The organism is Streptomyces sp. NPDC020801 (genome assembly GCF_044334385.1).
GTDB lineage: Bacteria > Actinomycetota > Actinomycetes > Streptomycetales > Streptomycetaceae > Streptomyces.
Genome location: NZ_JBIRST010000035.1, coordinates 19281 through 43218, shown reverse-complemented (window position 1 = coordinate 43218; position 23938 = coordinate 19281). Strand labels below are relative to the sequence as shown.

Sequence of the window (23938 nt, the reverse complement as noted above, 5' to 3'; positions counted from 1 at the left end):
ATGGGTGAACGAGTTGGTCGTACCGGTTCAGGCGAGGAGACTTCGCCCGTACCAGTCGGAAGCGTCGCGCACGCCGGGCAGGGCGAAGAAGTAGCCGCCGCCGAACGGCTTGATGTAGTCGGTGAGCGGCTCGCCCGCGAGACGGTGCTGGATCGTCTCGAACTGCCGGGCGAGGTCCTGCTGGTAGCAGCAGAACAACAGGCCCATGTCGAGGTTGCCGTTGCCGTCCATGCCCCGGTCGTAGTTGTAGGCGCGGCGCAGGATGCGCCGGCCCGCCGTGTCCGCGGTGCGCGGATCGGCGCGGCGGATGTGGGCGTCCAGCGGAATGACGTCGCCCTTGGGGTCCTCGGCATAGTTGGGGACGTCGTGCTCTGCGTTGCCGTCGAGGGGCGCGCCGGACTGCCGGGCCCGGCCGAACATGCGCTCCTGCTCACCGAGCGAGACCCGGTCCCAGAACTCCACCAGCATGCGGATCAGCCTGACGACCTGGTAGCTGCCGCCGACCGCCCAGTCCGGCTCGCCGCTCCCCCGGTTCACCCACACCAGGCGGTTCATCTCGCGGTCGTCGGTGGCGTCCGGGTTGGCCGTGCCGTCCTTGAAGCCCAGCAGGTTGCGCGGGGTGCCGGAGGGGCGGGGCGGACTGCTGAAACCGTCCAGGCGCCAGCGGATCTGGAGGCCGCCGCGGGTGTGCCGGGCGATGTCGCGCAGGGCGTGCAGGACGGTGTCCGGGTCGTCGGCGTGCAGGTGCAGGCTCAGGTCGCCGTGGCACCACTCGGGCCTGAGGTCGTCGTCGGGGAAGGAGGGCATGGCCTTCAGCCGGCGCGGGCGCAGCGCGCTCAGCCCGAACCGGTCGTCGAAGAGGGTGGCGCCCACGCCGGCTGTCACGGCGAGCGCGCCGGAGGGCAGCCGGTCGCCGAGGATGCCCGAGTCGGCGGGCGGGCCGGTGACGCCCACCGGCTCCGGGGTGCCGCCCGAGGTGAGGAAACGGGCGCGGTCGGTGAGGGTGCGCAGCAGGTCGGCAAGTTCCGGCCGGTTGCCGGCGGTGACGTCGAAGGCGACGAAGGCGCTCGTCCGGCGCACGGGCGCCAGGACCGACTGCTGGTGCGGGCCGTGGAAGGGTGCGGCCTCGGCCGCCGTCGGTCCGCAGTCGGTGGCGGTGCCCGAAGTGGGGGCGGCCGCGCCGCCGGTGGCCAGTCCGGCTCCGGCGAGGGCCGCGCCGCGCAGGAAACGGCGCCGGCCCACTCCCTGGGCCCGTTCGGTTCCGCCCGCCCGCTCCGTCGTGCTCACGCCGTCCTCCGCGGATCGCACAGGGTGGCCACCGAGGCCAGCCGTTCGACCAGATCGCCCAGGACCGCGTCGGTCCGCTCACGCTGGGTACGGCCGAGGCGGTCCAGCGGCGTCCAGTCGTCCCCGTGGCGGAAACCGTCCAGGAGCGCCCGGGCGCGGTCCATCGTGCGGTCCAGGGCGGCCAGACCGGTGTACCGGGTGGTGAGCAGCGGGTGCAGCCTGGACAGCACGGCGCGGGTGCCGTCCAGGTTGGCGCGGGCGGTGGCGAGGTTGCTGCCGCTGCCGTAGTCGGTGCGTGCGGTCAGCTCGAACTGCACGGTGTTCTCCAGGATCTCGTGGGCCCGCAGCCCGAGTTGGGCCGGGTCCATGCGGGCCTGCGCCCAGCCGTCGCGCAGCGCGGTGACGGCCTTGACCAGGCCGGCCGCGGGGGCGCGCAGCGTGCGGGCGGCCTCGCCGTGCCACAGTCCGTACTCGATGCGGTGGAAGCCGGTGAAGGACGGGTCGTGGACCCCGCCGGGCAGGCCGGCGTCGGTGGCGTTGATCCGTCCGTCCGCGTCGCCGAAGGCGTCATAGGCGGCGCCGAGCCGCTCGTACTGCAGATGCGCCGGCAGCCAGGCCGTACGGGCCCCGGCGAGGTCGCCGCGTTCGATGGCGGCACGCAGCTCACCGGTCAGCCGCACCACCTCGTCCAGGCCGCCGGCGACCCACTTCTGGTAGGCGATCGCCGGGGGAATCAGGTCGTGCTGGGTGACAGGGGCGGCGGCCGGGCCGCTGTGCCCCCGGCCGAGGCGGACCGTGGGCCCGGTGACCGCGTCGGCGTCCTCGGGCACGCACCGGAAGGCGTACGCGCCCTTGCCCAGGCGGACGGTCATCGACCGTGTCGTGCCCGGACCGATGCCCTCGACCTCTCCGTACACCGCCCGGCTGCCCGGGTCCTCCAGGTACACCTCGGCGGCGGCGCCGGAGGTGTTGCGCAGATCGAAGACCTGCACGCCGGGCACCGGTGCGTCCCAGCCACGGCCGCAGCGGCCCGGCGACACCTCCACCGTGGTGTGCGTCAGCCCGCGGGGCGCGGCGTCCGCCCGGTGGGAGGTGCGGGCGAGGGCCAGCACTACGCCCAGGACGAGCGCCAGCACCAGTGCGGCGGCACTCCACAGACGGAGCGAGCGCACGCCGGCGCCGGACCACTGCATTTTCCGGGCCTCCCAGTTCGTGCCGTACGCGATCACCTCATGCTAGGCAACGACGACCGCACGAACAGGCGTCCGAGGAAACCGGTGGCCGTAAGTTCCCCTCCCGTTCACCGTCCCGTCGCGTACCGTGGGAGGGTGGCGCACTCCCGGCGCACTCCCGGCCCAGGTCGGGCCGGTCGCCGGAGCCGCCCCGCGGGTGCCCCCAAGTGATCGGCATCGTCCGGAAACACAACCGAAGCCTTTCCAATATGATCACCAAAACTCTTATGGTGAGCGGCAGTTGAGGCTCTCGACCTCGACCCGCAGGTGCCGCCGGCGCACTGCGACGCGCGTTCCCGCGAGTCCGGCTTGGCGCGATCGGGCGCGACGAGCAGGCCCACGGCCCGGCCGCGGGCGGCTTCGGCATCACCCGTGGTCACGTAATTCAGAAGCGACACCGCTGAATCCGATGGAACGGAGCGGTTGGACTTCAGGATCACGCAGGAGCAAGGTGGGGGGCGTCCCGCCGGGACCGGCGGGACGCCCCCGCACCGCACCACCCGGAGAACACCCGATGACCCACGTCGCGGACCCCGAGCGCTACGACGGCACCATGCGCTACCGCCGCACCGGCCGTTCCGGGCTCGACCTGCCCGTCCTGTCCCTTGGCTACTGGCACAACTTCGGCGACGACCGGCCCTTCGAGACGCAGCGCGAGATCGCCCTGCGCGCCTTCGACCTCGGCATCACCCATCACGACCTGGCGAACAACTACGGCCCGCCCTACGGTTCGGCGGAGATCAACTTCGGGCGGCTGATGAAGCAGGACCTCGCGCCGTACCGGGACGAGCTGGTGATCTCCACCAAGGCCGGCTGGGACATGTGGCCCGGCCCCTACGGCCAGGGCGGCGGCTCCCGCAAGTACCTGCTCGCCTCGCTCGACCAGTCGCTGCAGCGCATGGGGCTGGAGTACGTCGACATCTTCTACTCCCACCGGCTGGATGCCGGCACCCCGCTGGAGGAGACGATGGGCGCGCTGGACACCGCCGTCCGCCAGGGCAAGGCCCTGTACGTCGGGATCTCCTCCTACGACGCCGAGCGCACCCGGCAGGCCGCCGCGATCCTCCGTGAGCTGGGCACCCCGCTGCTGATCCACCAGCCGTCGTACAGCATGGTCAACCGCTGGATCGAGACGGAGGGCCTGCTGGAGGTGGCCGAGGAGGAGGGCTTCGGGATCATCGGCTTCACCGCCCTGGCCCAGGGGCTGCTGACCGGCCGCTACCTGGACGGCGTCCCGGAGGACTCACGGGCCGCGCGGGGCACCTCGTTCGACACCGGCTGGCTGTCGGAGGACATGCTGCACCGGCTGCGCGCCCTCAACGACATCGCGGCCCGCCGCGGGCAAACTCTGGCGCAGATGGCTCTCGCCTGGGCCCTGCGCGACGAGCGCGTCACCTCGCTCGTCATCGGCGCCTCCCGCGTGGCGCAGCTGGAGCAGAACGTCGCCGCGCTGGAGAACCTCGACTTCAGCGGCGAGGAGCTGGCCGAGATCGACAAGTACGCCACCGACGGCGGCGTCGACCTGTGGCGCCAGGCCCGCACCGGAGACCTCGGCTGACCCGCACCGGCGGCAGACGCCTCGACCCCCGCCCGGTGCCGGGTGGGGGTCGACGACTTCGAGCGTTGGGCAGGCCTTGCACCTGCATCTCCCCGCGGGAAGCGGGGTGTCTTTCCTTGGACCACCAACGCATGGACGGGGGCCGGGAGTTCCGGCGTCCTGCTCGAGATCGAGCATAACCGACGTCTTCCGACACCGCCTCCCGCGCCGCGCCCGTCGCCGTCGCGCGCGGAAGAGGACGTCGTAATCCGCCGTTTGCCGGGTACTCGACAGCACCTGCCCATGTGCACGCGGCGCGCGAACGCACCGTCGCAGCCGATCAGCGAGTCTTGGAGGCGTACAGATGAGCACGGTCAAGGAAATGGTGGAGGTCGACGTCCCCGTCCACACCGCCTACAACCAGTGGACGCAGTTCCAGGAGTTCCCGAACTTCATGGAGGGGGTCGAGGAGGTCAGGCAGCTGGACGACCGCCACAACCACTGGACGACCAAGATCGGCGGCGTGCGGCGGGAGTTCGACACCGAGATCGTCGACCAGCTTCCCGACGAGCGCATCACCTGGCGCAGCACCACCGGCGACACCAGGCAGAGGGGCAGCGTCCGCTTCGAGCGCGTGGACGACACCCACACCCGGGTGGAGCTCGTCATGGAGGTCGAGCCCAGCGGAGTGGCGGAGAGGACCGGGGACATGCTGGGCATGGTCGACCGGAGGGTCAAAGGGGACATGAAGCGGTTCAAGCAGTACATCGAGGAGCGCGGCGGTGAGTCCGGGGCCTGGCGCGGGCGCGTCCGCCCCGGAGACACCGGACCCGCTCTCTGACATCGACGACGCGCCCCGGCCGCCCCGGCCCATCGGGGCGGCCGGGGCGCGTCGCTGCCGTTGCACGGTGTCGTGATCCGGACCGGGCCGCGCGCCGTCGAGAGCGAGCCGGACCAGCCGGCGCACGAAGGCCTCGTCGAGCGGTGCTCCGCTCAGCAGCACACGGGCGAAGAGCGCGCCGCTGACGGCCTCGACCAGCAGGCCCGGATCGGTGTCCGCGGCGGGTTCCTCACGTGCCACGCCCCGCCTGACCATGACGGAGGCGCGTTGGAGGCGCTCGCTCCAGTAGGGGCCACGGCGGTCGTCGAGCGTGTCGTCGCGCTCGACGCTCAGACGCAGCAGGGCCTGGCCCTGCGCGGTGCTCAGCAGTTCCGCCAGTGAGGTGAAGAACCGCACCAGGTCGGCGTGCACGCTGCCGGTGTCGGGGACCGGCAGCGCGGTGTCCAGTTGCGTGGTCAGGGCGTCGAGCATCAGGTTCTCGCGGGTCCGCCACCGCCGGTAGATCGAGGTCTCGTGGACCCCCGCGGAGCGGGCGACGGCGGCGACGGTCGCGCCCGCGAGCCCTTCGGCCGACAGCAGGTCCACCGCGGCGGTGAGCACGGCCTGCCGCATGCGCGCTCTCCGCGGCGGCGCAGGGGCGGCACCGGCGGCGGCGCGGGCCCGTCCGGAGCGGCAGGACCGTCCGGCACGATCGCGGAGCTCGGGGCGGGCGTCACCGCGTGGACGCCGGGGCAGTGGGTGGTCCGACATGCCGGTGGCCCTCCCCCAGCTCCTCCGGCTGATCCAGGGCGGCCGGGTGGACTTCTCCGCCTCCATCGGCGGTGTGCTGCCGCTGGCCGAGGCCGCCGAGGCGGTGGAGCGGCTGGAGAAGAAGGAGGGCAATCCCGTCCGCCTCATCCTGCGCCCCTGACCGCCCCGACCGCCCCCCTCCGCCAGGGTCAGAGGCCGGCGCCCGGCTGCCGCCCCTTGCCCTTCCCGCGGCCCTTCCCGTGATGCTCGCCGTGGGCCTTGCCGCGGGCCTTTCCGTGTCCTCCTGCGTGCCCCCCGGCCCCGCCCTTGGCCCGGCCCCTGCCGTCTTCGCCGTCCTTGGGCGCCGGGGCCGGTGACACGAGGTCGTGGGCCGCGTCCAGCGCGGTCGCCACGGGTCCGGTGTCGGCCGGCCCCGTGGCGCTTTCCTCGTTCGCCTGAGCCGGCAGGACGGGGCCGAGGAGCAGCCCGCCCCCCAAGGCCAGAACCGCCACCACTTGCCGACCCCCGATGCGTCCCAAGTGACCGGACAAACGCCCACCTCCCTGTGCTCGCCGAGCCGATGCGCCCGGCACGGGAAGGCTGGCAGACACGAGGCCCGGCGCGCGGCGTGTCAGGGCCGGGTCCCACGGACGAGGGATGCTCGGCCGTTCGGGTGACGCATCCCGCGCCCTCCGCGCCCTCCGCGCCGTCCGGACGGCCCGTCAGTTGCCCGGGCCGAGCCCCCGGGTCGTGTGGGCGCACTCGGTTCAGAGGTACCCGGACCGCAGCTTGGCGGTGTCGGAGGCCGGGGACGAGACGCCGTCGCCCTGCGGCTTGTGCAGGAAGCACGTGGTGCCGGGCCGGCAGCGTGATCGTCCGCTGCGGGTAGTGGTTGCCGCTGTCGCCGCACGGGTGGAAACCCGGCGCCAGGACGGCCGTTGCGGCCCAGCACACCGCCGTCGGGCCCCGGCGGCGCATGAGCGCGTAACCGAGGCCGGGACCACCGAGGTTGAGCAGCGCCACCGCGGCCGCCCACAGCCCGTCCGGCGCGGCGGGCGGCGGCATCGGGGGCATCGGGGGCATCGGGGGGACGCTGGATCCGTGGGCCGTGCGCACACGCATCAGCGGACATCTGGGCTCCCCCCGTCACCAATGCCCGTATGTCGGCGGATGTGTGCGCGTACGGGCAATGACCGCACGCCGACAGACGCGGCGGCGGCCGTGCCACAGCACGCGCGGGGAATTGGCTGTTTCTGCCGGGGCGGGCACGAGCCGGGCGGTGGTTGGGTGACCCGGGGGCGGCTCCGGAGAACCCGGGGCGCCCCGGGGAGCCCGTGCTTCGGTCACCGCCGACAGGAGGAGTGCAGATGACGTCCATGGATGCGGCGCCTCGCGTACCGGCGCCGCAGAGCATTCGGCTGCCGGGGATCGTGCTCGGGGTGGGCCTCGGCGGTTTCGCCGACGGCATCCTGCTGCACCAGCTGCTCCAGTGGCACCACATGCTCTCCAGCACCAACCACGACCGCATCGGAGTGAAGTACTACAACCCCCACACCGTGTCCGGGCTGGAGATGAACACCGTGTGGGACGGCATCTTCCACACGGTGTGCTGGGTCGCGGTGATCGCGGGTCTGGGCATCCTGCACGGGCGTGTCACGCACCACCGCCGGGCGGTGTGGGCCTCGCGAGTGCTGTGGGGGTGGATCCTGGCCGGCTGGGGGCTGTTCAACCTCGTCGAGGGAGTCCTGGACCACCAGATCCTCGGCATCCATCATGTGCACGGCGGCCCGTACCAGGCGTGGTGGGACGCCGGGTTCCTGCTCCTCGGAGCGCTGCTGCTGGGCGGCGGCGGGCTGTGGCAGCGCAGCGGCGGCCCCGCTCGCCCCGAGGGCACGGCCGGGCCCGTCGGCGCCGGGGACGACGTGTGATGGGCGGCGGCCACCCGATGCACGACCACTCCGGGTCCGCCGTCGGGCTGCTGGGGGTGGGGCTGACCGTGGTCGTGCTCGCCGCGGCCGGTGTCGGACACGTACTGCTCACGCGGCGTGCCCTGAACCGCAACCCCGCTCCGGGCCGAAGCGTTCTGCGGTCGGCGTCCTTCCTGGGCGGACTGGCACTGCTGGCCCTCGCGCTGCTGCCGCCCCTGGCTCCCGCGGCGCACACCGACTTCCGCGCGCACATGACCCAGCACCTGCTCGTCGGCATGTACGCGCCCCTCGCACTGGTGCTGTCCGCGCCGGTCACCCTGCTGCTGCGCGCCCTGCCGCCGCCGAGCGCCCGCAGGGTGGTCATGGTGGTGCGCAGCCGGTACGCGCGCTCGCTGGTGCACCCTGTCGTCGCACTCGCGCTGAGCACGGGCAGCCTCGCACTGCTCTACTTCACCCCCCTGTTCAGCACCGCCATGCGGCACCCGGCGGGTCACTGGCTGCTGCACGTGCACTTCTTCGCCTCGGGCTGCCTGTTCGCCCACGTCATCGCCGGGCCCGACCCCGCGCCGGGCCGACCGGGCGTGCGGGCCCGGCTGGTGTGCCTGGGCGTGGCCGTCGCCGTCCACGCGCTGATCGCCCAGGCCATGTACGGCGGGTTCTTCGTCGACGTCCGCGCTCCGGTCGGCCAGGTCCAGCAGGGCGCGGAGATCATGTACTACGGCGGGGACCTCGCCGAACTGCTGCTGGCCGCCGCGCTGGTGGCCACCTGGCGTCCGGAGCGCCGCACCGGAGCGGCGGCGATCCGCACGGCCCCCGGAACTCATGCCTGTGAGGCATGATTTTCTGTCTCTACAGGCATTGGACGCATGCATCGATCTGATCGACCCTTGGAGGGGAGTCGTCGTTCCCCCCGCCCAGAAGGAGTCGATCAGCCCGTGAAGGCAGCGCGCGGTCTCGCGTTCACCCCGGTGCCCCTCGCTGCGGCGGCGCGGGGTGCCGTCGCACTGGCCCTGCCGCTCCTGGCCGGCGTGTGGACCGGGGCAGTGATCCCCGCCGTGATCGCGGGAATCGGTGCCCTGTGGGGGGTGAGCCAGGACGGTTCCGATCCCTACCGGATGCGGGTGCGGCGGCTGGCCTGCATGGGCCTGGCCGCCGCCCTGGGGCTGCTCGCGGGTGAGCTCGCGCTGCGCAGCACCCGGGCGGGAGCGGTGACGGTGTGCCTGGTCGTCGCCGCCCTGCTGGCCGGCTCGGTGAGCCTGCGCGGCCGGGTCGCCTCGGTGTCCGGGATGCACCTGCTGCTGGGCGTCACCATCGGCAGCGGCATCCCGGTGCCGGGTCCGTGGTGGCAGCCTCCCCTCGCGCTGCTCGCCGGGGTGGGCCTCGTCGTCGTCCTGTCCGCGACGCCGTGGCTGTGGCGGCGGTACCACATCGAGCGGGCCGCCGTGCGGGCCGTGTACCGGGCAGCGTCCGAGGCCCTGTCGGCGGCGGGCCGGCCCGGGGCGGAGGCCGCGCGGCGACGGCTGACCGCCGCCCTCGACCACGCCCACCAGGTGATGGGCCGTCACCTGGACCGGCAGGTGGGCCGGCGGGTGCGGCCGCAGTCGCGGCTGAGCACGCTGCTCGATGCCTTCCACCTGGCGGTGCGGCTGGGCGAGGTGACGTCCGCGCTGGTGTGGGAGGGGCGCCCGCTCCCCCGGTCCGTGACGGAGGTTCCGCTGATGATGGCGGCGCGGCTGCTGCCGGGGACGGGCGTGGCCCCTGCCGCCGCCGGCCGCGGGACCGCCGCGGCTCACCTGGTCGCGCCGCACACGGGTGCCGACTCGCCGGGCCTCGGCGCGCTCACCGCGTTGTACGCGCGAATCGGCCGCGCTCCGGACGGCGAGCCGGCGCCGCGGCTGCCGGACCAGCCGTGGCAGGGGCGGGCGGCCCATCTGCGCTACGCCGTCCTGCTCGCGGCCTGCGTGCTCGTGGCCCAGCTCTGCGCCGAGCTGCTGCACGGCCCACGCGGCTACTGGCTGCCGATGACCGTGGCCTTCGTCTACAAGCCCGACTTCGGGCCCGTCCTGCGCCGGGCCCTGCACCGCTGCGCGGGTACGGTCGTGGGGGTGGCCGCCATCGGGGCGGTGGTCCTGCTGACGACCGACACCTACGCCCTGATCGGCGTGGTGGCGGCCTTCGGCGCGCTGATGGCCGTCGGCGTGCGCCACCACTACGGGCTCGCCACGACGGCGCTGACGGCGATCGTCTTCGTCATGGTCGATCTGCTGGGCGACCACCGGGCGCTGTACGCGGCTCGCATCCTCGACACCGCGCTCGCCGCCGTGATCGTCCTTGCCGCGCACTTCGCCCTCTGGCCCAGCTCCGCGGCCGGCCGGGCCGCGGCGCAGACCGAGACCGCCCTGGCCGCCGCCCACCGGTACCGCGACCTGGCCCCCGAGGCCGCCCCGGCCCAGCGGCACGCACTGCGCCGGACCGCCTACCACCGGCTGGCCGAGGCACGGCGGGCGGCCGCCCACGCGCACGGCGAACCGAGCCGGCCCGGCCGGACGCTGCCCGACTGGGAGGCGGCGATCACCGCGGGTGAGCGGCTCTGCGACGCCGTCAGCGCGCGGAACCTGGCCGTCGCCGGAGCGCCGTCCATGCGTCCGGTGCCTGGCTGCGGCGGGTCCGATGCGGTGGGAGAATGAGCGCGATGGATCTTCAGGTACTGCGCTCCTTCCAGATGGTGGCCGACGGCCTGACAGTCACGGAGGCCGCCGCCGAGGCCCGGATCACCCAGCCCGCCCTGTCCCGGGCACTGCACCGGCTGGAGGAGGAGGTGGGCGCGCAGCTCCTGCAGCGAGTGGGCCGCGTCCTGCGTCTCACTCCGGCCGGACGGGTGTTCAAGGAGTACGTCGACACCGCCCTCGACAGCTACGACCGGGGACGGCGGGCCGTGGCCGAGGTCGTCGACCCGGACGCGGGGCTGGTGTCCCTGGCCTTTCTGCACACCCTGGGCACCTGGCTGGTGCCGAAACTCGTCACCGGGTTCCGGCAGGCGTATGCGCAGGTGCGGTTCGAGCTGCACCAGCACGAGGAGAACGGCCTGGTCCAGCATCTCCTGGACGCCACCGCGGACCTGACGATCACCAGCGGGGACCCCGGCCACCCGCTGATCACCTGGCGCCGGCTCCTGGTCGAACCCCTCTGGCTCGCCGTCCCCACCCAGCACCGTCTGGCGGAGCACCGCCGGGTCCGGCTCTCCGAGGTCGCAGGGGAGCCCTTCATCCTGCTCAAACCCGGCTACGGGCTGCGCAGCGTCACCGAGACGCTGTGCCGTCAGGCCGGTTTCACCCCGCTCGTCGGCTTCGAGGGCGAGGAGGTCCACACGTTGCGCGGCCTGGTGGCGGCCGGCCTCGGCGTGTCCCTGATCCCCTCGTCCCCGGACACGGCGGCGACCCCGGACTTCCCGATCCGCTATCTGGAGATCACCGATGTGCACGGTGCCCGCGACATCGGCATCGCCTGGCTTTCGGGCCGCACGCTGCCGCCGGCGCCCCGGCGCTTCATCGACCACGCCCTCCAGGTGACGGCGCCGGCACCCTCCGGAGCCGCCTGAGCCGTCGAGAACCCGCTGTGAGACCGCCGATGCGCTTGGAGTGTGCCGGATCACAGCGCTCAGGGGTAAGGCGGCGGAACTTCCGCCGGTGGTTGACCGTTCATCCGTACGTGGCCGCGGAGGGGACGGTGTCCCCGGGCCTCACCTCCCGCCCACGGGGACGATCGTTCGGCTGGAGCCCCATGGAGCACATCGCCGCGAGGCGACCGCCCTCCGCGCGTCACCGCGGTACGGCCCCGGCTGGAACCCCCCGTCCAGCCGGGGCTCTTTCCTTCACTGCCCGGCCGGCTGCTCCAGCGGATGCCCGGCGGCGCAGGCCCACGGCTCCTGGCCCGTGTCCTCGTTCCACGGCTCCGGGCCCGTACCGTCGCTCCACGCCTGCAGGGCCTGCCGGTCCACGCAGACGATCCCGCACTGCTCGGCGTACTCGGCCGCCGGGGCGGTGAAGCCACTGGTGGTGACGACGACGGCGACCTCGGCCTCGTGCACCGTGTAGCAGGTGCCGCCGAAGCGCTGCAGATCCTCGGAACCCACCCGGTTGGTGTCGCAGTAGCGCTTGCACTGGACGACCAGCCGCCGTCCGTCGGGAGCCACGGCCAGCACGTCGGCGCCGAGGTCCCCGGCTCCGCCGACGACCTCCACCTGCGTGCACCCGTCCCGTTCGCACAGCGCGGCCACGGCCTGCTCGAACTCGTCGGGCCCCAGGGCGTCGTAGTCCACCACGGTCTCCTCGGACGGCCCCGGAAGGCACTCGGGTCCGGCCTGCGCCGGCACCAGCGGCGTCTCGGCGACGGCGGCGGGGGGTGTCTCGAGCGCGTCGAGCGCCGTGGCGGTGGCCGCCTCCAGTGCGGCGGCGGCCCGTCGCGCGGCGCCCTTCGCGCCGTATCCGCCCCGTTGGCGCCGTAGCGTCACAAAGGCCGCCGCGCCGACCAGGCACAGGACGGCCGTCCAGGCCGGGCGCCGCTCGGCGGCGGCCGCCGCCGCACGGGCGGTGAAGCCCAGGGTGGTCACGGCCAGGGCGAGCAGGCCGAAGAACAGAGCCGTGGCGCGCAGGTCGAACGGGCGCCGGTGGTCGGTCCGGCGTAGGCGGCGTGCAGGTGTGGTCACGAGGGTGAGATGCCCTTCCCGGTAGCTGTGAAGATCACTCCCGCCGTCTGCCCGGGATCGTCCGCTTCACCGGCCCCGGAGTGCACTGACATGCCCTTGCCTGGAGCAATGACCGTGTCGGGGCGGTGTCCCGCAGCACGCTGGTGGTCTTGATCAAGCCCGCCGGGAGTTCCTGTGGACAGGCCGCCTGAGTGTTTCCCCGAGGACCGTCTCACCGAGCCGGGCCGCACCCTCGTGCGCTCGTCCGGTTCTCCCCCGCCGCCGCGGCCTCACGGGGGCCGGCGGAGCGAGCAGTGAGAGGGCCCGGCCGCCGCCGGGGCGGGGACCGCCCTGCCCCGCGGACGACCGGCACGCAGCCGCAGATGCCCGCCCAGCCCCTGTGGCTGCGCTGGCTGCCCGTCCTCTACGTCGCGGCGGTCCTGGCCCTGGAACCGATCACCCCGGTGGACTGGCCGGTGAGCTTCCTGCTCATCGCCCTGCCGGTGGTCGCCGCCTACTCCCACGGTCCCCTCGTCGTCGCCGGCGTCGCGGCTTTCGCGATCGTCTTCGAGGGAGTTCTGGCCGGCACCCCGTGCTGCGCGGGCCGTTCCGTGGGCTATCTGTGGGACCGGCACTACGTCGCCAACTACGTCTGCACCAGCCTGGTCGGAGTCCTCGGCACGATCCTCGCGGTGCACCGGGTGCGCCGGGAACGCACCCTCGCCACGGTGCGTTCCGTGGCCGAGACGGCGCAGCGCGTCCTGCTGCGGCCGGTGCCCCGTCGTCTGGCCCAGGTGTCCGTGGAGACCCTCTACCTGTCGGCGGCCGCGGAGGCGCGCATCGGGGGCGACCTGTACGAGGCGGTGCCGACGGCGTACGGGGTGCGCCTGCTCGTGGGTGACGTCCGCGGCAAGGGCCTGGTCGCCGTCGAGACGGCCGCGACGATACTCGGCGCCTTCCGCGAGGCCGCGCACGACGAGACGGATCTGATCGGTGTGGCCCGGCGCATGGAGCGCAGCATGAGCCGGCATGCAGCGCAGCTGCCCGGCAGCGAGTCGGCGGAGCGTTTCGTCACCGCGGTGTTCGCGGAGATCCCCGACCGCGGAACCGTGATCCGCATCGTCAACTGCGGCCACCCGCCGCCCCTGCTCATCAGCCGCGGCCGGGTCACCGAGCTGCACGCGACCGACCCCTCCCCGCCCATCAACCTCGGCTCGCTGGTCGGCAACGGCTACCACCTCGACGTAGAGCCCTTCCACCCCGGTGACCAGCTGCTGCTGTACACCGACGGCGTCACCGAGACCCGGGACGGCACCGGGGCGTTCTACCCGCTCGCCGAGCGGGTACGGCCCTGGGCCGGCCTGCCGCCCCGCGAACTCCTCGAACGCCTGCACACAGACCTGCTCGCCTACAGCGACGGGCACCTCGACGACGACATCGCCGCCCTTGCCGCCTACCGCCTGCCCGACGGGGCCCGCTCCTGAGACGGCCCGGTCCCCGTCCCCCGGCTCGGGGGCGGATCAACGGGCGGACGGCGTCTTCTCGCCCGCCCGGTTCCGGCGCGTGAGCAGACGCTGGGCGAGGTGCATTCCGGGGGGCAGATGGCGGCGGAGCGCCGCGCGGGCGGCGTTGGCGCCCGGCGCGCCATGGACCCCGCCGCCCGGGTGGGCGCCGGCGGAGGCGAGGAAGAGCCCGGCCACCGGCGTCTCCGGGCGGGCGGTGCCGGGTACCGGGCGGAAGACGAGCTGCTGGTGGAGGGCCGTGGTGCCGCCATTGATGGCGCCCGTGTCGAGATTGCGGTCGAGCGACTGGAGCGTGGGCGGGGCCAGGATCCGGCGGGCCCGGATCAACGAGCGGAAGCCCGGCGCGAACCGTTCGACCTGCCGCTCGACCCGGTCGGCCATGATCTCCTGCTCGTTGGCGTCCCAGGCGCCGGTCAGCCCTTCGTCCGCCGCGTCGCCCGAGATCTCCCGGGGGACGTGGGTGTACAAGATTCCCCGGAGACGCGAGCCGGTGCAATTCGTGGGCGCACCGGGGCAGCAGGCGCGCCCACCCCCGTCCTGCCGGGCGGCCGACGACCCGGCCCCGCCCGGGGCGGACGGGGCGGACGGGGCGGACACCGGACAGCCGGCCCGCTCAGCCGGACCCACGCCCGGCGACGACCACCGGTCCGCCCGGCCGCCCGGCCCCTACGCAGGCCCTCGGGCCGGGGTGTCCTCGGGGCCGGGCGGCATCGCCAGGTGCGCGAGGTCGCCCGGGCGGGGGCTCGTCACCGGCCAGAGCGGAGCCGGGGTGCCGTCGGCGACCGCGGCCGGGGCGTCGGTGAGGTTCATGCGGTCGCGCAGCCGGCCGTAGAAGTCCATCGGGCCCAGCCGGACCACCCGCAGGCGGCGCGGGGACGCGTACACGCCGATCCAGTCGCCCGGGTCGAGCACTCCGCGCAGCTGGCCGTCGATGCTGACGGCGGCCTGGCCGGACCGTTCGAGTACGCGCATGGCGACCGGCTCGTCCGGCGCGGCGACGACCGAGCGGTTGAACGTCATGTGCGGGGCGACGGGGGTGAAGACGAGGGCGTCCGCGCGGGGCGAGACGACCGGGCCGCCGGCGGCGAAGCTGTAGGCCGTCGAACCGGTGGGCGTGGCGACCAGCAGGGCGTCGGCGGAGTACGACGCCAGGAGCCGGCCCGCGAGATAGAGGCCGACCGACACCTGCCGGTCCCGGGCCAGCTTCTCCACGACGATGTCGTTGAGCGCGGTGACGTTCAGCGCGATGCCCCAGTCACCACCGGACTCGCAGTCGGTGCGCACCCGCGGTGGCGGCAGGAGCGGGCCGCGGCCGTACCGCATCAGTTCCTCGATGTCGGCGGGCACCTCCAGGCGACGGGAGGCGCGCAGCGTGAGCAGCATCCGGCTCTCGACGGTCAGCCGTTCCTCGAGGACGGCGTCCAGCGCCAGGCGCACGCCGCCCGCGGGCACCTCGGTGAGGAAACCCACCCGGCCGAGGTCGACCCCGAGGACCAGGGCGTCGTTCTCGGCGGCCAGCCGGGCGCCGCGCAGGAAGGTGCCGTCGCCTCCGAGGGTGACGACGACATCGGGGTCGCCCGCGGCCTCGACCTCCTCGCGGGCGCTGCGGCGCCCGCCGTCGTGCCACACGTCGATGTCCGTGCACTGCACGGCGTGTTCTTCGCACCAGGCGCGCACGGCCCCGGCTGCTTGTGCGGCCTCGGCACGTCCTCCGTGGACGACCAGGCCGATACGACGCACCGTCACATCCCTCTCCGAGCCAACTGGAGGCCGGCTGCCATCCTTGCCGTGCGACGCCCCCGGCCGAACGCCACGCCACCGCACGGCCCCTGCCGCCCTCACGTGAGCGACGGGGAACTACACCGCGTTCCCCGGCACGCAGCGTGGAAACGCCGGAAATTCCAGCGAGTCTTCCTGCGAATGCGGGGCAGACGGCGGATCGGAGGTTGATAACCATGGTTCCTTTGCTGCTGGTTCTTCTGCTCGCCCTGATCCTCTTCGGTGCCGGATTCGCTCTGAAGGCCCTGTGGTGGATCGCGGTCATCGTGCTCGTGCTGTGGCTCCTGGGCTTCGTCGTACGGCCCGCGGGCAGCGGCGGGCGCAGGGGCCGCTGGTATCGGTGGTGACGGCCGCCGGGGCGGTCCGGCACGTGCAGGCGGTGGGCCCCGCGCTCACCCCCGGCGCCCCCCGGTGTGCGCGCCACGGTTACTCGCGTCCCCCGCGGGCTCCACACCGCCCCCCCCGGCGGGGGGCCCCCGGGCGCCCGCTCTCCGGGCCGCCGCGGGTGCAGGGGGGCCGGGGCCCCCCGCTCGAACTTTCGCCTGGCCCCCACCAGCTTGCGCGGGGGGGTGTGGCGGGGGGGGGGGGGGGGGGGGGGTGTGGTGGGGGGGGGGGGGGGGGGGGGGGGCGCCCCCGGGGGGGGGGGGCCCCCCCCCCCCCCCGCCCCCCCCACCGCTGTGTCCGCTCCTCGTTTCCTCGCGTCCCGGACGGTCTCCTCACGTCCCGCACGGCCTGGGTACCCGAGGGCGCCGAGTGGATCCGCGTCCCGGGTAAAGCAATTGCATGGTCTAGTCCAAAGACCCGCATGGTCCAGACCAATCTATTGACGTGCTCGCAACAGTCTCAGGAAGCTGGGGCCACTCCCCACCCCACTGGAGGCACGCAGTGAGACGTCTTCGCGCATGTCTGGGCGCGGCGGCCGCCGTCGGACTCGCCGCCGCCGGCACCACCGCGCTGGTCGCGGGCAACGCCTCGGGCGCGACGAGCGCACTGAGCAACCGCTGGTACGCCGCGGCCCCGTACCTGATGCCGCTCGACAACGACCCGCCGGACACGGCCGCCATCATGGACGCCACCGGCCTGAAGGCGTTCCAGCTCGCCTTCGTCCTGGCCCCCGACGGCGGCGGCTGCTCCCCGACCTGGGGCGGCACGGCCCCCGTTTCCTCGGACACCGCCGTCCAGTCGGTGATCAGCACCATCCGCGCCAGGGGCGGCGACGTCTCCGTCTCCATCGGCGGATACGGCGGCACCAAGCTCGGCCAGACCTGCTCGGACGCGGCGGCCACCGCGGCGGCGTACCAGCAGGTCGTCACCAAGTACGGCCTGCACGCCATCGACTTCGACCTCGAGGAGCCGGAGTACGAGAACACGGCGGCCATCAGGAACGAGATCGGCGCGGCCAAGATCCTGCAGCAGAACAACCCCGGCCTCTACGTCTCCGTAACCACCGCGGGCACGGCGGACGGCACCGGCTGGTTCGGCAAGCAGATGCTGCTGGAGGCGAAGTCCCAGGGGTTCACCCCGAACAACTTCTCCATCATGCCCTTCGACGGCGGCTTCGGCGGCGCGGCCGCGCAGACCAGCGCCCTGACGAACTTCAACCAGATCCTGCAGTCCACCTTCGGCTGGGACCAGGCGACCGCCTACGCCCACGAGGGCTTCTCCGGGATGAACGGCCGCAGCGACACCGGCGAGATCTTCGGCCAGAGCGACTTCCAGACCGTGCTGGACTACGCCACCAGCCACAACATGGACCGCTTCACCTTCTGGTCCCTCAACCGGGACCGCCAGTGCGCACCGCCCGACAACGGCGGCCGCACCTCCGGCACCTGCTCCAGCGTGCCGCAGAACTCCTGGGACTTCGCCAAGTACTCGGTGAAGTTCGCCGGGGCCACCCCGCCCAGCACCACCCCGAGTCCCACCCCCACCCCCACCCCCACGCCGCCCGGCACCGGGTGCAAGCCGGCGTGGAGTTCCGGCGCCGTGTACACCCAGGGCAACGAGGTGTCGTACGGCAAGCACAACTGGAAGGCCAAGTGGTGGACCCAGAACGAGGTCCCCGGCTCCTCCGAATGGGGACCCTGGCAGGACGAGGGCGCCTGCTGACGGCAAGCCCCACCCGGCCCGACCGGTGGGCGGGACATCCCTGCGCGGGGCACCCCTCCCCCGCGCGGTGAGCGCGCCGTCCCCACGGCCGGCGGTGGGCCGGGGGGCCTCGGCCGGGCGCCCCGCCCACCGCCACACGAATCACATCCCCGCCGGCACAGGCCTGGTCACGGCTGTCCCGATCCCGGGACCGTGGCGCCGCCGGCCCGCACGGCCTCCACCACCCCCTGGTGCAACTGCCGGCTGTCCCGCTCGGAGGCGCACGGCACCGGGCTCCCGCTCAGCGTGAACCACTGGGAGGTACCGCTGTACTGGACCGTCACGTCGGCCTGTCGTCCGTCCCACGTGGTGTGCACGGTCAGATCGCCGGAGACGATCCCCGCCTCCTTGGTGTGGGCGCCGCCATGACCGGCGAAGACCCCTGTCGTCGTCCACGATGCCCAGACCATGGTCATCGGCCTCCTTCCCTACCTCGAGTTGTCGACGAGGAACTTCACGGCACGGGCCAGAGTGGTCAGTTCGGGATAGTCGTCCTCGTCGATGCGCACCCCGGCGCGCTCGGACAGCAGTTCCACCAGCCCGAGGAAGTCGAGCGAGTCGAGTTCCAGGACGTCGCGGAACGTGTCGTCCGGGCGCAGCCGGGACAGGTCGGCGTCCGGGACGATCTCGGTGATGGCCTCCCTGACCAGGGCCAGCGCCTCCGTGTCCGTCATGGTGTTCATCCGCTCACAACTCCTCGGGTTCTTGCAGCAGTCGGTCGACCGCCGTCAGATAACGCGCACCGACGGCACCGTCGGTGGCCCGGTGGTCGGCGGACAGCGTGGCCGTCACCACCGGCCGCACACCGAGCAGACCGTCCACGGCAACGGGCCGCCGCACGACGGCGCCGAAGCCGGCCAGGGCCACCTGCGGTGGGTGGATGACGCCGAAAACGGCCTCCACGCCCTGGTCACCGAGGCTGGTGACGGTGAGGGTGGCGCCGGACACCTCACTGCCCCGCAGCCGTCCCAGACGGGCCCTGCGCACAAGGTCCTTCAGGACGGCCATGAGGTCCTCCGGCGGCAGGGTGTCGGCGTCGTGGATCACCGGGGCGAGCAGTCCCCCCTCGCGCAGTGACACGGCGACCCCCAGGTGGACCCCGCGGCCGGGGACGAAACCGCCGTCCTGCCAGAAGCCGTTGAGCTGTGGCACCTCGTGCGCGGCCCTGGCCGCGGCCTTCAGCAGCAGCGCCGCCGGGACGAGACGGCCGGAGGGAGCCCGGTTCCGGTTGCGCCGGTGCAGCCAGTCCTCGGCCGCCGCGAGGTCGACGGTGGTGGACAGGTAGTAGTGCGGGATCTCCCGTTTGGAACGGCTCATCAGGTCGCCGATGGCACCGCGCATCGCCGCCGTGGGCCGCCCCTCGCCGCTTCCGCGCGGTACGGCCACGGGCGCGCGGGCCCGGGGAAGCTCCCCGTCCTTACCGCCCGGCGCAGCCGGCCCTTCCGGTGCGAGGAGTGCGGAGCCGGCCCGTGCCCGGACCGCGGCGCGCACGTCCGCCGCGCGCACCGCGCCGCCGTCACCCGTGCCGTGCAGCACCGTCGGGTCGATCCCGAGCTCACGGGCCAGGCGCCGGGCGTACGGGGTCGCCCGGACCCTCGGTGCCGGTGTGGAGACGGCGTGCTCGACGTCGGAGCGGGTGATCCGCCCACCGCGTCCGGTGCCGTGCAGGGACATCAGATCGACGCCTCGTGCCTCCGCCAGGTGGCGAACCAGCGGCCCGGCACCGACTGCGGGCTCCGGCTCGGCGGGCACCGGCCCGGCAGGCGCCGCATGGACAGGCTGCCCCTCGGCAGCCGCCACCCCCACAGGCTCCGGCCCGGCAGGCTCCGACCCGGCAGGCGGCACCTCCACAGACTTCGGCTCGGCGGGCTTTCCCGGAGTTGGTGCGGCGGGCGGGGCGGCCGTCACGGCCGTGGGGGCCGCCCGCCGCTCCCGTACGGCCGGGACCGGGCCGGTGCGCGGCCCGGGCGCGGCCGCCCCGGTCTCGATCACGGCGAGCGGTGTCCCCACCGGGACCCGCGTCCCCGGCTCGACCAGCAGCCGCCCCACGGTGCCGGACTCGAAGCACTCCACCTCGATGGCCGCCTTGTCGGTCTCCACGACCGCCACCACATCGCCCCTGCCCACCCGGTCCCCCGGGCGCACCAGCCATTCGAGCAGCAGCCCCTCCTCCATGTCGGCGCCGAGCGAGGGCATGGTGAACTCAGTCATCTCAGCGGGCCCCTTCCACGTCCGGCGGCCGCACCTCGCCCCCGGTGGGCGGTGCTGCGCCGACCGTTCGGCGTGCGGCGGCGACGATGCCGCCGACCTGCGGCAGGGCTGCCTCCTCCAGTCTGCGGGCGTAGGGCACGGGTACCTCTGCGCTGCACACGCGCTGCACGGGAGCGTCGAGTTCGTAGAACTGGTGCTCGGTGATGCGCGCGGCGACCTCCGCGGCCAGGCTGCCGCTGCGCCAGCCCTCGTCGATCACGACGGCACGGTGGGTGCGCGCGACGGAGCCGCCGAAAGTGGCGTCGTCGAGCGGGCGCAGCGTGCGCAGGTCCACGACCTCGGCACTGATACCCCCGCTCGCCAGTTCGTCGGCGGCCGCGAGCGCCTTGGGCAGACAGCCGCCGTAGGTGATCAGGGAGACATCGGTGCCGGGCCTGCGGACCGCGGCGTGGTCCAGGTCGGCCCCGGCCGGGTCGGCCGGCAGGTCACCGGAGGCGTTGTAGAGGCCGACGTGTTCGAAGATCACCACCGGGTCGGGGTCGGCCAGCGCGGGCGCGAGCATGTGGCGGGCGTCGGCGATGGTCGCCGGGGCCAGGACCCGCAGTCCGGGGATGTGCGCGTACCAGCCCTCCAGACTGTGCGAGTGCTGGGCCGCGAGCTGCCGTCCGGCGCCCGTGGTCATGCGGATGACGATGGGCACCGGCAGCTGGCCGCCCGACATGTGCAGCAGGGTCGCGGCGTTGTTGAGGATCTGGTCGAGGGCGAGCAGGCTGAAGTTGACCGTCATGATCTCGACGATGGGCCGCATGCCCGCCAGGGCCGCGCCGATGCCGGCCCCCACGAACGCGGACTCGGACAGCGGCGCGTCCCGGATCCGCTCGGGGCCGAACTCCTCCAGCAGGCCGAGGCTGACGCCGAAGCAGCCGCCGTATCTGCCGACGTCCTCGCCCATCAGGAAGACCCGCTCGTCGGCGCGCAGTGCCTCCCGCAGGGCCTCGCGCATCGCCTCCCGGTAGGTGGTCTTGCGTTCGGCGGCCCCGACGGTGGGGGTGTGGTGGGCGGACATCACCGGTTCGCCTCCCGTCCGGGGCTGGTGACATGGCTCAGCAGGTCTTCCACCGGTTCCTCCGGCGCCTGCTCCGCGGCCTCGACGGCGGCCTCGATCTCACTGGCCACGCGTGCCTCCAGTTCGCCGAGTGCCCGGTCCGGAAGGTCCCCGCTCTCCCTGAGCCGCCGGGCCAGCAGCTCGATCGGGTCGCGTTCCTTCCACCGCTCGATCTCGGCCTTGTCCCGATAGCGGTCGGAGTCGTACATGGAGTGCGCGCGGAAGCGGTAGGTGCGCATCTCCAGGAAGTGCGGTCCGGTGCCGGCCCGGAGCCCCTCGGCCGCCCGGCGGGCCGCGTCCTCGACGGCGAGCACGTCCATGCCGTCGACGGCCCAGGACACCATGCCGTACCCGGCGGCACGCATCGCCAGGTCGGTCTGTGCCTGGTGACGTGCCAGCGCGGTGCCCATCGCGTAGAGGTTGTTCTCGCAGACGAACAGCAGGGGCAGCCGCCACAGCGCGGCCAGGTTGGCCGTCTCGTGGAACTCGCCCTCGGCGAAGGCACCGTCGCCGAAGAAGCAGCAGGTGACGCGATTGCGCCCGGTCATCCGGTCGGCGAGCGCGAGCCCGCCGGCCAGTGGCAGACCACCGCCCACGATGGCATTGCCGCCGTAGAAGCGGCGGCCTGCGTCGAAGAGGTGCATCGAACCGCCGCGGCCGCGGCTGCAGCCGGTGGCCTTGCCGAACATCTCCGCCATGATCGCGTCGGCCGGGACTCCGCGCACGAGAGCGTGCCCGTGTTCCCGGTACGTCGACACCACCGCGTCCTCCGGCGTGAGCGCCTGGGCGACGCCGACGGCAACGGCTTCCTCACCGATGTAGAGGTGCATGAAACCTCGGATGCGCGCGGCGCTGTAGAGCTCCACGCAGCGCTCCTCGAACCGGCGGACGCGCAGCATCGACTCGAGCAGGGCCGACCGGTGGGCGGCCTGCTCGTCCGGCTGCGTCTTCGTCGTCTTCGCCCTGGTCCTGCGCGGGCTGTGGGTGCCGCTCATGTGGACCCCTCCGTCCTCTCCAGGGTGGACAGATCGCCCTCGGGCAGGCCGAGTTCGCGTGCCCGCAGCAGACGGCGCATGACCTTTCCGCTGCGGGTGTGCGGCAGTTGCCGGTCGAAGGCGAGTTCGCGGGGCGCGACGGCGGGCCCGAGGCGGCGCCGGGCGAAGGCCAGCAGTTCCTGCCGGGTCTTCGCGTTCTCCTCGAAGCCGGGTCGGAGGCTGACGAACGCCTTGACGATGTTCCCGGCGACGGGGTCCGGCCGGCCGATCACCCCTGCCTCGGCGACCGCCGGGTGTTCCATGAGGGCGCTCTCGACCTCGAAGGGGCCGATGAGGTGTCCGGCCGACTTGATGACGTCGTCGGCGCGCCCGACGAACCAGTACCAGCCGTCCGCGTCGCGCCGCACCAGGTCGCCGGTGTGGTACCAGCCGCCGGCGAAGGCGGCCGCGGTGCGCTCCTCGTCGTTCAGGTACCCGCGGAACATCGACGGCCAGCCCGGCCTCAGTGCCAGTTCGCCCTCCTCGCCGGGCTCCCGGACGACGGTGACCCGCCCGTCGACGATCTCGGCGCGGCCGTCCTCCCCGCGGCGCAGCACCGCCGCCTCCACTCCGGGCAGCGGGCGCCCCATCGAGCCGGGGCGGATGTCGCAGCCGGCGAAGTTCGCGATCATGATGGCGCCGGTCTCCGTCTGCCACCAGTTGTCGTGCACCGGCAGTCCCAGGACGTCCCGTCCCCAGACCACGGCCTCCGGGTTGAGCGGCTCGCCGACCGACGCGATGAAACGCAGCGCGCCGAGGTCGAAGGAGGCGGGCAGGTCGTACGGCCCGGTCCTGGGTGTCGTCCGCATCAGCATGCGCAGCGCCGTCGGCGCCGTGTACCAGACGCCGACCCGCTGTTCGGCCAGGATCCGGTACCAGCGACGGGCGTCGTAGTCGCCCTGGTCCACGACGACCGTCACACCGTGCATCAGCGGTGCGACGACGCCGTACGACATGCCGGTGACCCAGCCGGGATCGGCGGTGCACCAGAACACGTCGTCCGGGTGGAGGTCCAGGGCGTACAGCGCCGTCGCGTAGTGGGCCACGGCCGCCTCGTGGACGTGCACGGCGCCCTTGGGGGTGCCGGTGGTGCCGCTGGTGAAGTGCAGCAGTGCCATGTCGTCGGGGGACGTCGGCGGGATGGTGAAACGGTCCGCCGCGTCGGCCATCAGCGCACCGAAGGAGACCGTTCCCGGCAGCTCGTCCGCGCCCTCGCCGACGATCAGCACGTGCCTCAGCCCGGGGAGCCCGTCCCGTTGCCCGGCGACCTTCCTGCGGTACAGCTCCGCGGTGGTGACCAGCACCCGGGCCTCGCTCAGCCGCAGCCGCTGCGCCACCGGGTCCGGTCCGAAGGCGGAGAACAGCGGGCACAGGACCGCGGTGTTCTTCAGCGTGCCGAGGACGACGGTGTACAGCTCGGGGCACCGCCCCAGCAGCGTCACCACCCGGTCGCCGCGGCCGATGCCGAGCGTTCGCAGCACGTTTGCGAACCGGGCCGTGGCGCGGGCCAGTTCCGCGTATGTCACGGTCGTCACGGAGTCGTCGCGGCCGACGCAGCGCAGCGCGGTCGCCGATGCGCGGGCTCCCGCCGCGTGGCGGTCCACGGCCTCGTGAGCGATGTTCAGTCCCCGGCCGCCGGGCAGTCCGTCGAGCCGGGCCCGGGCGCCCGGCCAGGAGAAGGTCGCGCAGACCTTCTCGTAGTCGTCCAGGTTGGGCGGAACTCGAGGCGGAGTGTCCTTGCGGATCGTCTCCCAGGGCATTTAAGCCCCCTTCCCTCCGGGCCTGTTCCGATCGTCCGACTGACCCGCGCCGAGGGCACAGGGCCGAACGGCCCCCGGTCCCGGCCGGACGGCTCCGCCCCGTTCCGCTCGCCCGGGCACCTTCGGAGAGGACCGATTCCGAG

General features: G+C 73.6%; 21 protein-coding genes and 2 pseudogenes. 10 read left to right on the top strand and 13 right to left on the bottom strand.

The annotated features are described in order from the left end of the window. Positions 1–27: 27 nt before the first annotated feature. Both efeB and ACH4UM_RS38920 read right to left on the bottom strand, forming a co-directional pair. On the bottom strand, positions 28–1287 hold the full coding sequence (efeB, locus tag ACH4UM_RS38925; RefSeq protein WP_398190516.1) for an iron uptake transporter deferrochelatase/peroxidase subunit: 1260 nt from the start codon (positions 1285–1287) through the stop codon (positions 28–30). Beyond that, positions 1284–2480: an EfeM/EfeO family lipoprotein gene (locus ACH4UM_RS38920; protein WP_398190513.1), complete on the bottom strand. Its 1197-nt coding sequence runs from the start codon at positions 2478–2480 to the stop codon at positions 1284–1286. Before ACH4UM_RS38920 ends, efeB begins: the two co-directional genes overlap by 4 nt. A gap of 553 nt (positions 2481–3033) precedes the next feature. Between ACH4UM_RS38920 and mgrA the strand changes: the two genes are divergently transcribed. Both mgrA and ACH4UM_RS38910 read left to right on the top strand, forming a co-directional pair. After that, entirely contained in the window at positions 3034–4077 is a 1044-nt protein-coding gene (mgrA, locus tag ACH4UM_RS38915; RefSeq protein ID WP_398190510.1) for an L-glyceraldehyde 3-phosphate reductase, read from the top strand. A 343-nt stretch (positions 4078–4420) separates the two neighbouring features. After that, on the top strand, positions 4421–4897 hold the full coding sequence (locus ACH4UM_RS38910; RefSeq protein WP_398190507.1) for an SRPBCC family protein: 477 nt from the start codon (positions 4421–4423) through the stop codon (positions 4895–4897). Between the two features lie 84 nt (positions 4898–4981). Here the strand turns inward: ACH4UM_RS38910 and ACH4UM_RS38905 are convergent. After that, positions 4982–5541: pseudogene (locus tag ACH4UM_RS38905) on the bottom strand (TetR/AcrR family transcriptional regulator); the annotation flags it as partial. A gap of 104 nt (positions 5542–5645) precedes the next feature. On the opposite strand from ACH4UM_RS38905, the gene ACH4UM_RS38900 reads away from it, so the two are divergent. Beyond that, a complete protein-coding gene (locus tag ACH4UM_RS38900; RefSeq protein ID WP_398190504.1) occupies positions 5646–5807 on the top strand; it encodes a hypothetical protein in 162 nt (53 codons plus the stop codon). 28 nt (positions 5808–5835) lie between these two features. On the opposite strand, the gene ACH4UM_RS38895 is transcribed toward ACH4UM_RS38900, so the two are convergent. After that, positions 5836–6138: a hypothetical protein gene (locus ACH4UM_RS38895; protein WP_398190501.1), complete on the bottom strand. Its 303-nt coding sequence runs from the start codon at positions 6136–6138 to the stop codon at positions 5836–5838. Positions 6139–7002: 864 nt separating this feature from the next. Between ACH4UM_RS38895 and ACH4UM_RS38890 the strand changes: the two genes are divergently transcribed. The 4 genes from ACH4UM_RS38890 (at position 7003) to ACH4UM_RS38875 (ending at position 11152) form a co-directional block, all read left to right on the top strand. Continuing rightward, on the top strand, positions 7003–7554 hold the full coding sequence (locus ACH4UM_RS38890; protein ID WP_398190543.1) for a DUF2243 domain-containing protein: 552 nt from the start codon (positions 7003–7005) through the stop codon (positions 7552–7554). Further along, complete coding sequence (locus tag ACH4UM_RS38885) at positions 7554–8393, top strand: cytochrome c oxidase assembly protein (protein WP_398190498.1); 840 nt, start codon at positions 7554–7556, stop codon at positions 8391–8393. The genes ACH4UM_RS38890 and ACH4UM_RS38885 overlap by 1 nt, the downstream gene beginning before the upstream one ends. Before the next feature lie 96 nt (positions 8394–8489). Further along, entirely contained in the window at positions 8490–10241 is a 1752-nt protein-coding gene (locus tag ACH4UM_RS38880; protein ID WP_398190496.1) for an FUSC family protein, read from the top strand. A gap of 5 nt (positions 10242–10246) precedes the next feature. Next, positions 10247–11152: a LysR family transcriptional regulator gene (locus ACH4UM_RS38875; RefSeq protein ID WP_398190493.1), complete on the top strand. Its 906-nt coding sequence runs from the start codon at positions 10247–10249 to the stop codon at positions 11150–11152. A gap of 273 nt (positions 11153–11425) precedes the next feature. Here the strand turns inward: ACH4UM_RS38875 and ACH4UM_RS38870 are convergent, their stop codons facing one another. Further along, positions 11426–12259 carry a restriction endonuclease gene (locus ACH4UM_RS38870; RefSeq protein ID WP_398190490.1) on the bottom strand — a complete coding sequence of 278 codons (834 nt, stop codon included), beginning with the start codon at positions 12257–12259 and terminating at the stop codon, positions 11426–11428. A 362-nt stretch (positions 12260–12621) separates the two neighbouring features. On the opposite strand from ACH4UM_RS38870, the gene ACH4UM_RS38865 reads away from it, so the two are divergent. After that, positions 12622–13722 (top strand): PP2C family protein-serine/threonine phosphatase, encoded by a 1101-nt coding sequence (locus ACH4UM_RS38865; protein ID WP_398190487.1) that lies wholly within the window; start codon positions 12622–12624, stop codon positions 13720–13722. Between the two features lie 36 nt (positions 13723–13758). On the opposite strand, the pseudogene ACH4UM_RS38860 reads toward ACH4UM_RS38865, so the two are convergent. Then, positions 13759–14226 (bottom strand): annotated as a pseudogene (locus ACH4UM_RS38860) (NAD(P)/FAD-dependent oxidoreductase); the annotation flags it as partial. 201 nt (positions 14227–14427) lie between these two features. Continuing rightward, complete coding sequence (locus ACH4UM_RS38855) at positions 14428–15507, bottom strand: NAD(+)/NADH kinase (protein ID WP_398190484.1); 1080 nt, start codon at positions 15505–15507, stop codon at positions 14428–14430. Between the two features lie 209 nt (positions 15508–15716). Between ACH4UM_RS38855 and ACH4UM_RS38850 the strand changes: the two genes are divergently transcribed. Then, a complete protein-coding gene (locus ACH4UM_RS38850; protein WP_055490792.1) occupies positions 15717–15887 on the top strand; it encodes a DUF5670 family protein in 171 nt (56 codons plus the stop codon). A gap of 538 nt (positions 15888–16425) precedes the next feature. Further along, positions 16426–17646, top strand: a complete 1221-nt coding sequence (locus ACH4UM_RS38845) for a carbohydrate-binding protein (RefSeq protein ID WP_398190480.1) — start codon at positions 16426–16428, stop codon at positions 17644–17646. A gap of 167 nt (positions 17647–17813) precedes the next feature. Here the strand turns inward: ACH4UM_RS38845 and ACH4UM_RS38840 are convergent, their stop codons facing one another. Genes ACH4UM_RS38840 through acsA form a run of 6 tightly spaced genes read right to left on the bottom strand, consistent with a single transcriptional unit; the run spans position 17814 to position 23795 of the window. Then, positions 17814–18095, bottom strand: coding sequence for a hypothetical protein (locus ACH4UM_RS38840; RefSeq protein ID WP_398190541.1), 282 nt, complete (start codon positions 18093–18095; stop codon positions 17814–17816). Between the two features lie 18 nt (positions 18096–18113). After that, the gene (locus tag ACH4UM_RS38835; protein WP_398190477.1) at positions 18114–18368 is read right to left on the bottom strand and encodes an acyl carrier protein; all 255 of its coding nucleotides are present in this window, start codon (positions 18366–18368) and stop codon (positions 18114–18116) included. A gap of 4 nt (positions 18369–18372) precedes the next feature. Beyond that, positions 18373–19896 carry a 2-oxo acid dehydrogenase subunit E2 gene (locus tag ACH4UM_RS38830; protein ID WP_398190474.1) on the bottom strand — a complete coding sequence of 508 codons (1524 nt, stop codon included), beginning with the start codon at positions 19894–19896 and terminating at the stop codon, positions 18373–18375. A 1-nt stretch (position 19897) separates the two neighbouring features. Further along, positions 19898–20962, bottom strand: coding sequence for an alpha-ketoacid dehydrogenase subunit beta (locus ACH4UM_RS38825; protein ID WP_398190471.1), 1065 nt, complete (start codon positions 20960–20962; stop codon positions 19898–19900). Then, entirely contained in the window at positions 20962–21996 is a 1035-nt protein-coding gene (gene pdhA / locus ACH4UM_RS38820) for a pyruvate dehydrogenase (acetyl-transferring) E1 component subunit alpha (protein WP_398190468.1), read from the bottom strand. Before pdhA ends, ACH4UM_RS38825 begins: the two co-directional genes overlap by 1 nt. Further along, positions 21993–23795 (bottom strand): acetate--CoA ligase, encoded by a 1803-nt coding sequence (gene acsA, locus ACH4UM_RS38815; protein ID WP_398190465.1) that lies wholly within the window; start codon positions 23793–23795, stop codon positions 21993–21995. The genes pdhA and acsA overlap by 4 nt, the downstream gene beginning before the upstream one ends. Positions 23796–23938: the final 143 nt, after the last annotated feature.

Excerpts from the sequence above, each read along its gene's own strand:
- ACH4UM_RS38825 (WP_398190471.1), bottom strand. The coding sequence starts at position 20,962 with ATGTCCGCCCACCACACCCCCACCGTCGGGGCCGCCGAACGCAAGACC.
- ACH4UM_RS38885 (WP_398190498.1), top strand. The coding sequence starts at position 7,554 with ATGGGCGGCGGCCACCCGATGCACGACCACTCCGGGTCCGCCGTCGGG.
- ACH4UM_RS38875 (WP_398190493.1), top strand. The coding sequence starts at position 10,247 with ATGGATCTTCAGGTACTGCGCTCCTTCCAGATGGTGGCCGACGGCCTG.
- ACH4UM_RS38910 (WP_398190507.1), top strand. The coding sequence starts at position 4,421 with ATGAGCACGGTCAAGGAAATGGTGGAGGTCGACGTCCCCGTCCACACC.
- ACH4UM_RS38840 (WP_398190541.1), bottom strand. The coding sequence starts at position 18,095 with ATGGTCTGGGCATCGTGGACGACGACAGGGGTCTTCGCCGGTCATGGC.
- ACH4UM_RS38900 (WP_398190504.1), top strand. The coding sequence starts at position 5,646 with ATGCCGGTGGCCCTCCCCCAGCTCCTCCGGCTGATCCAGGGCGGCCGG.
- ACH4UM_RS38920 (WP_398190513.1), bottom strand. The coding sequence starts at position 2,480 with ATGCAGTGGTCCGGCGCCGGCGTGCGCTCGCTCCGTCTGTGGAGTGCC.
- ACH4UM_RS38850 (WP_055490792.1), top strand. The coding sequence starts at position 15,717 with ATGGTTCCTTTGCTGCTGGTTCTTCTGCTCGCCCTGATCCTCTTCGGT.
- ACH4UM_RS38890 (WP_398190543.1), top strand. The coding sequence starts at position 7,003 with ATGGATGCGGCGCCTCGCGTACCGGCGCCGCAGAGCATTCGGCTGCCG.
- acsA (WP_398190465.1), bottom strand. The coding sequence starts at position 23,795 with ATGCCCTGGGAGACGATCCGCAAGGACACTCCGCCTCGAGTTCCGCCC.
- mgrA (WP_398190510.1), top strand. The coding sequence starts at position 3,034 with ATGACCCACGTCGCGGACCCCGAGCGCTACGACGGCACCATGCGCTAC.
- ACH4UM_RS38835 (WP_398190477.1), bottom strand. The coding sequence starts at position 18,368 with ATGAACACCATGACGGACACGGAGGCGCTGGCCCTGGTCAGGGAGGCC.
- ACH4UM_RS38865 (WP_398190487.1), top strand. The coding sequence starts at position 12,622 with ATGCCCGCCCAGCCCCTGTGGCTGCGCTGGCTGCCCGTCCTCTACGTC.
- ACH4UM_RS38830 (WP_398190474.1), bottom strand. The coding sequence starts at position 19,896 with ATGACTGAGTTCACCATGCCCTCGCTCGGCGCCGACATGGAGGAGGGG.
- pdhA (WP_398190468.1), bottom strand. The coding sequence starts at position 21,996 with ATGAGCGGCACCCACAGCCCGCGCAGGACCAGGGCGAAGACGACGAAG.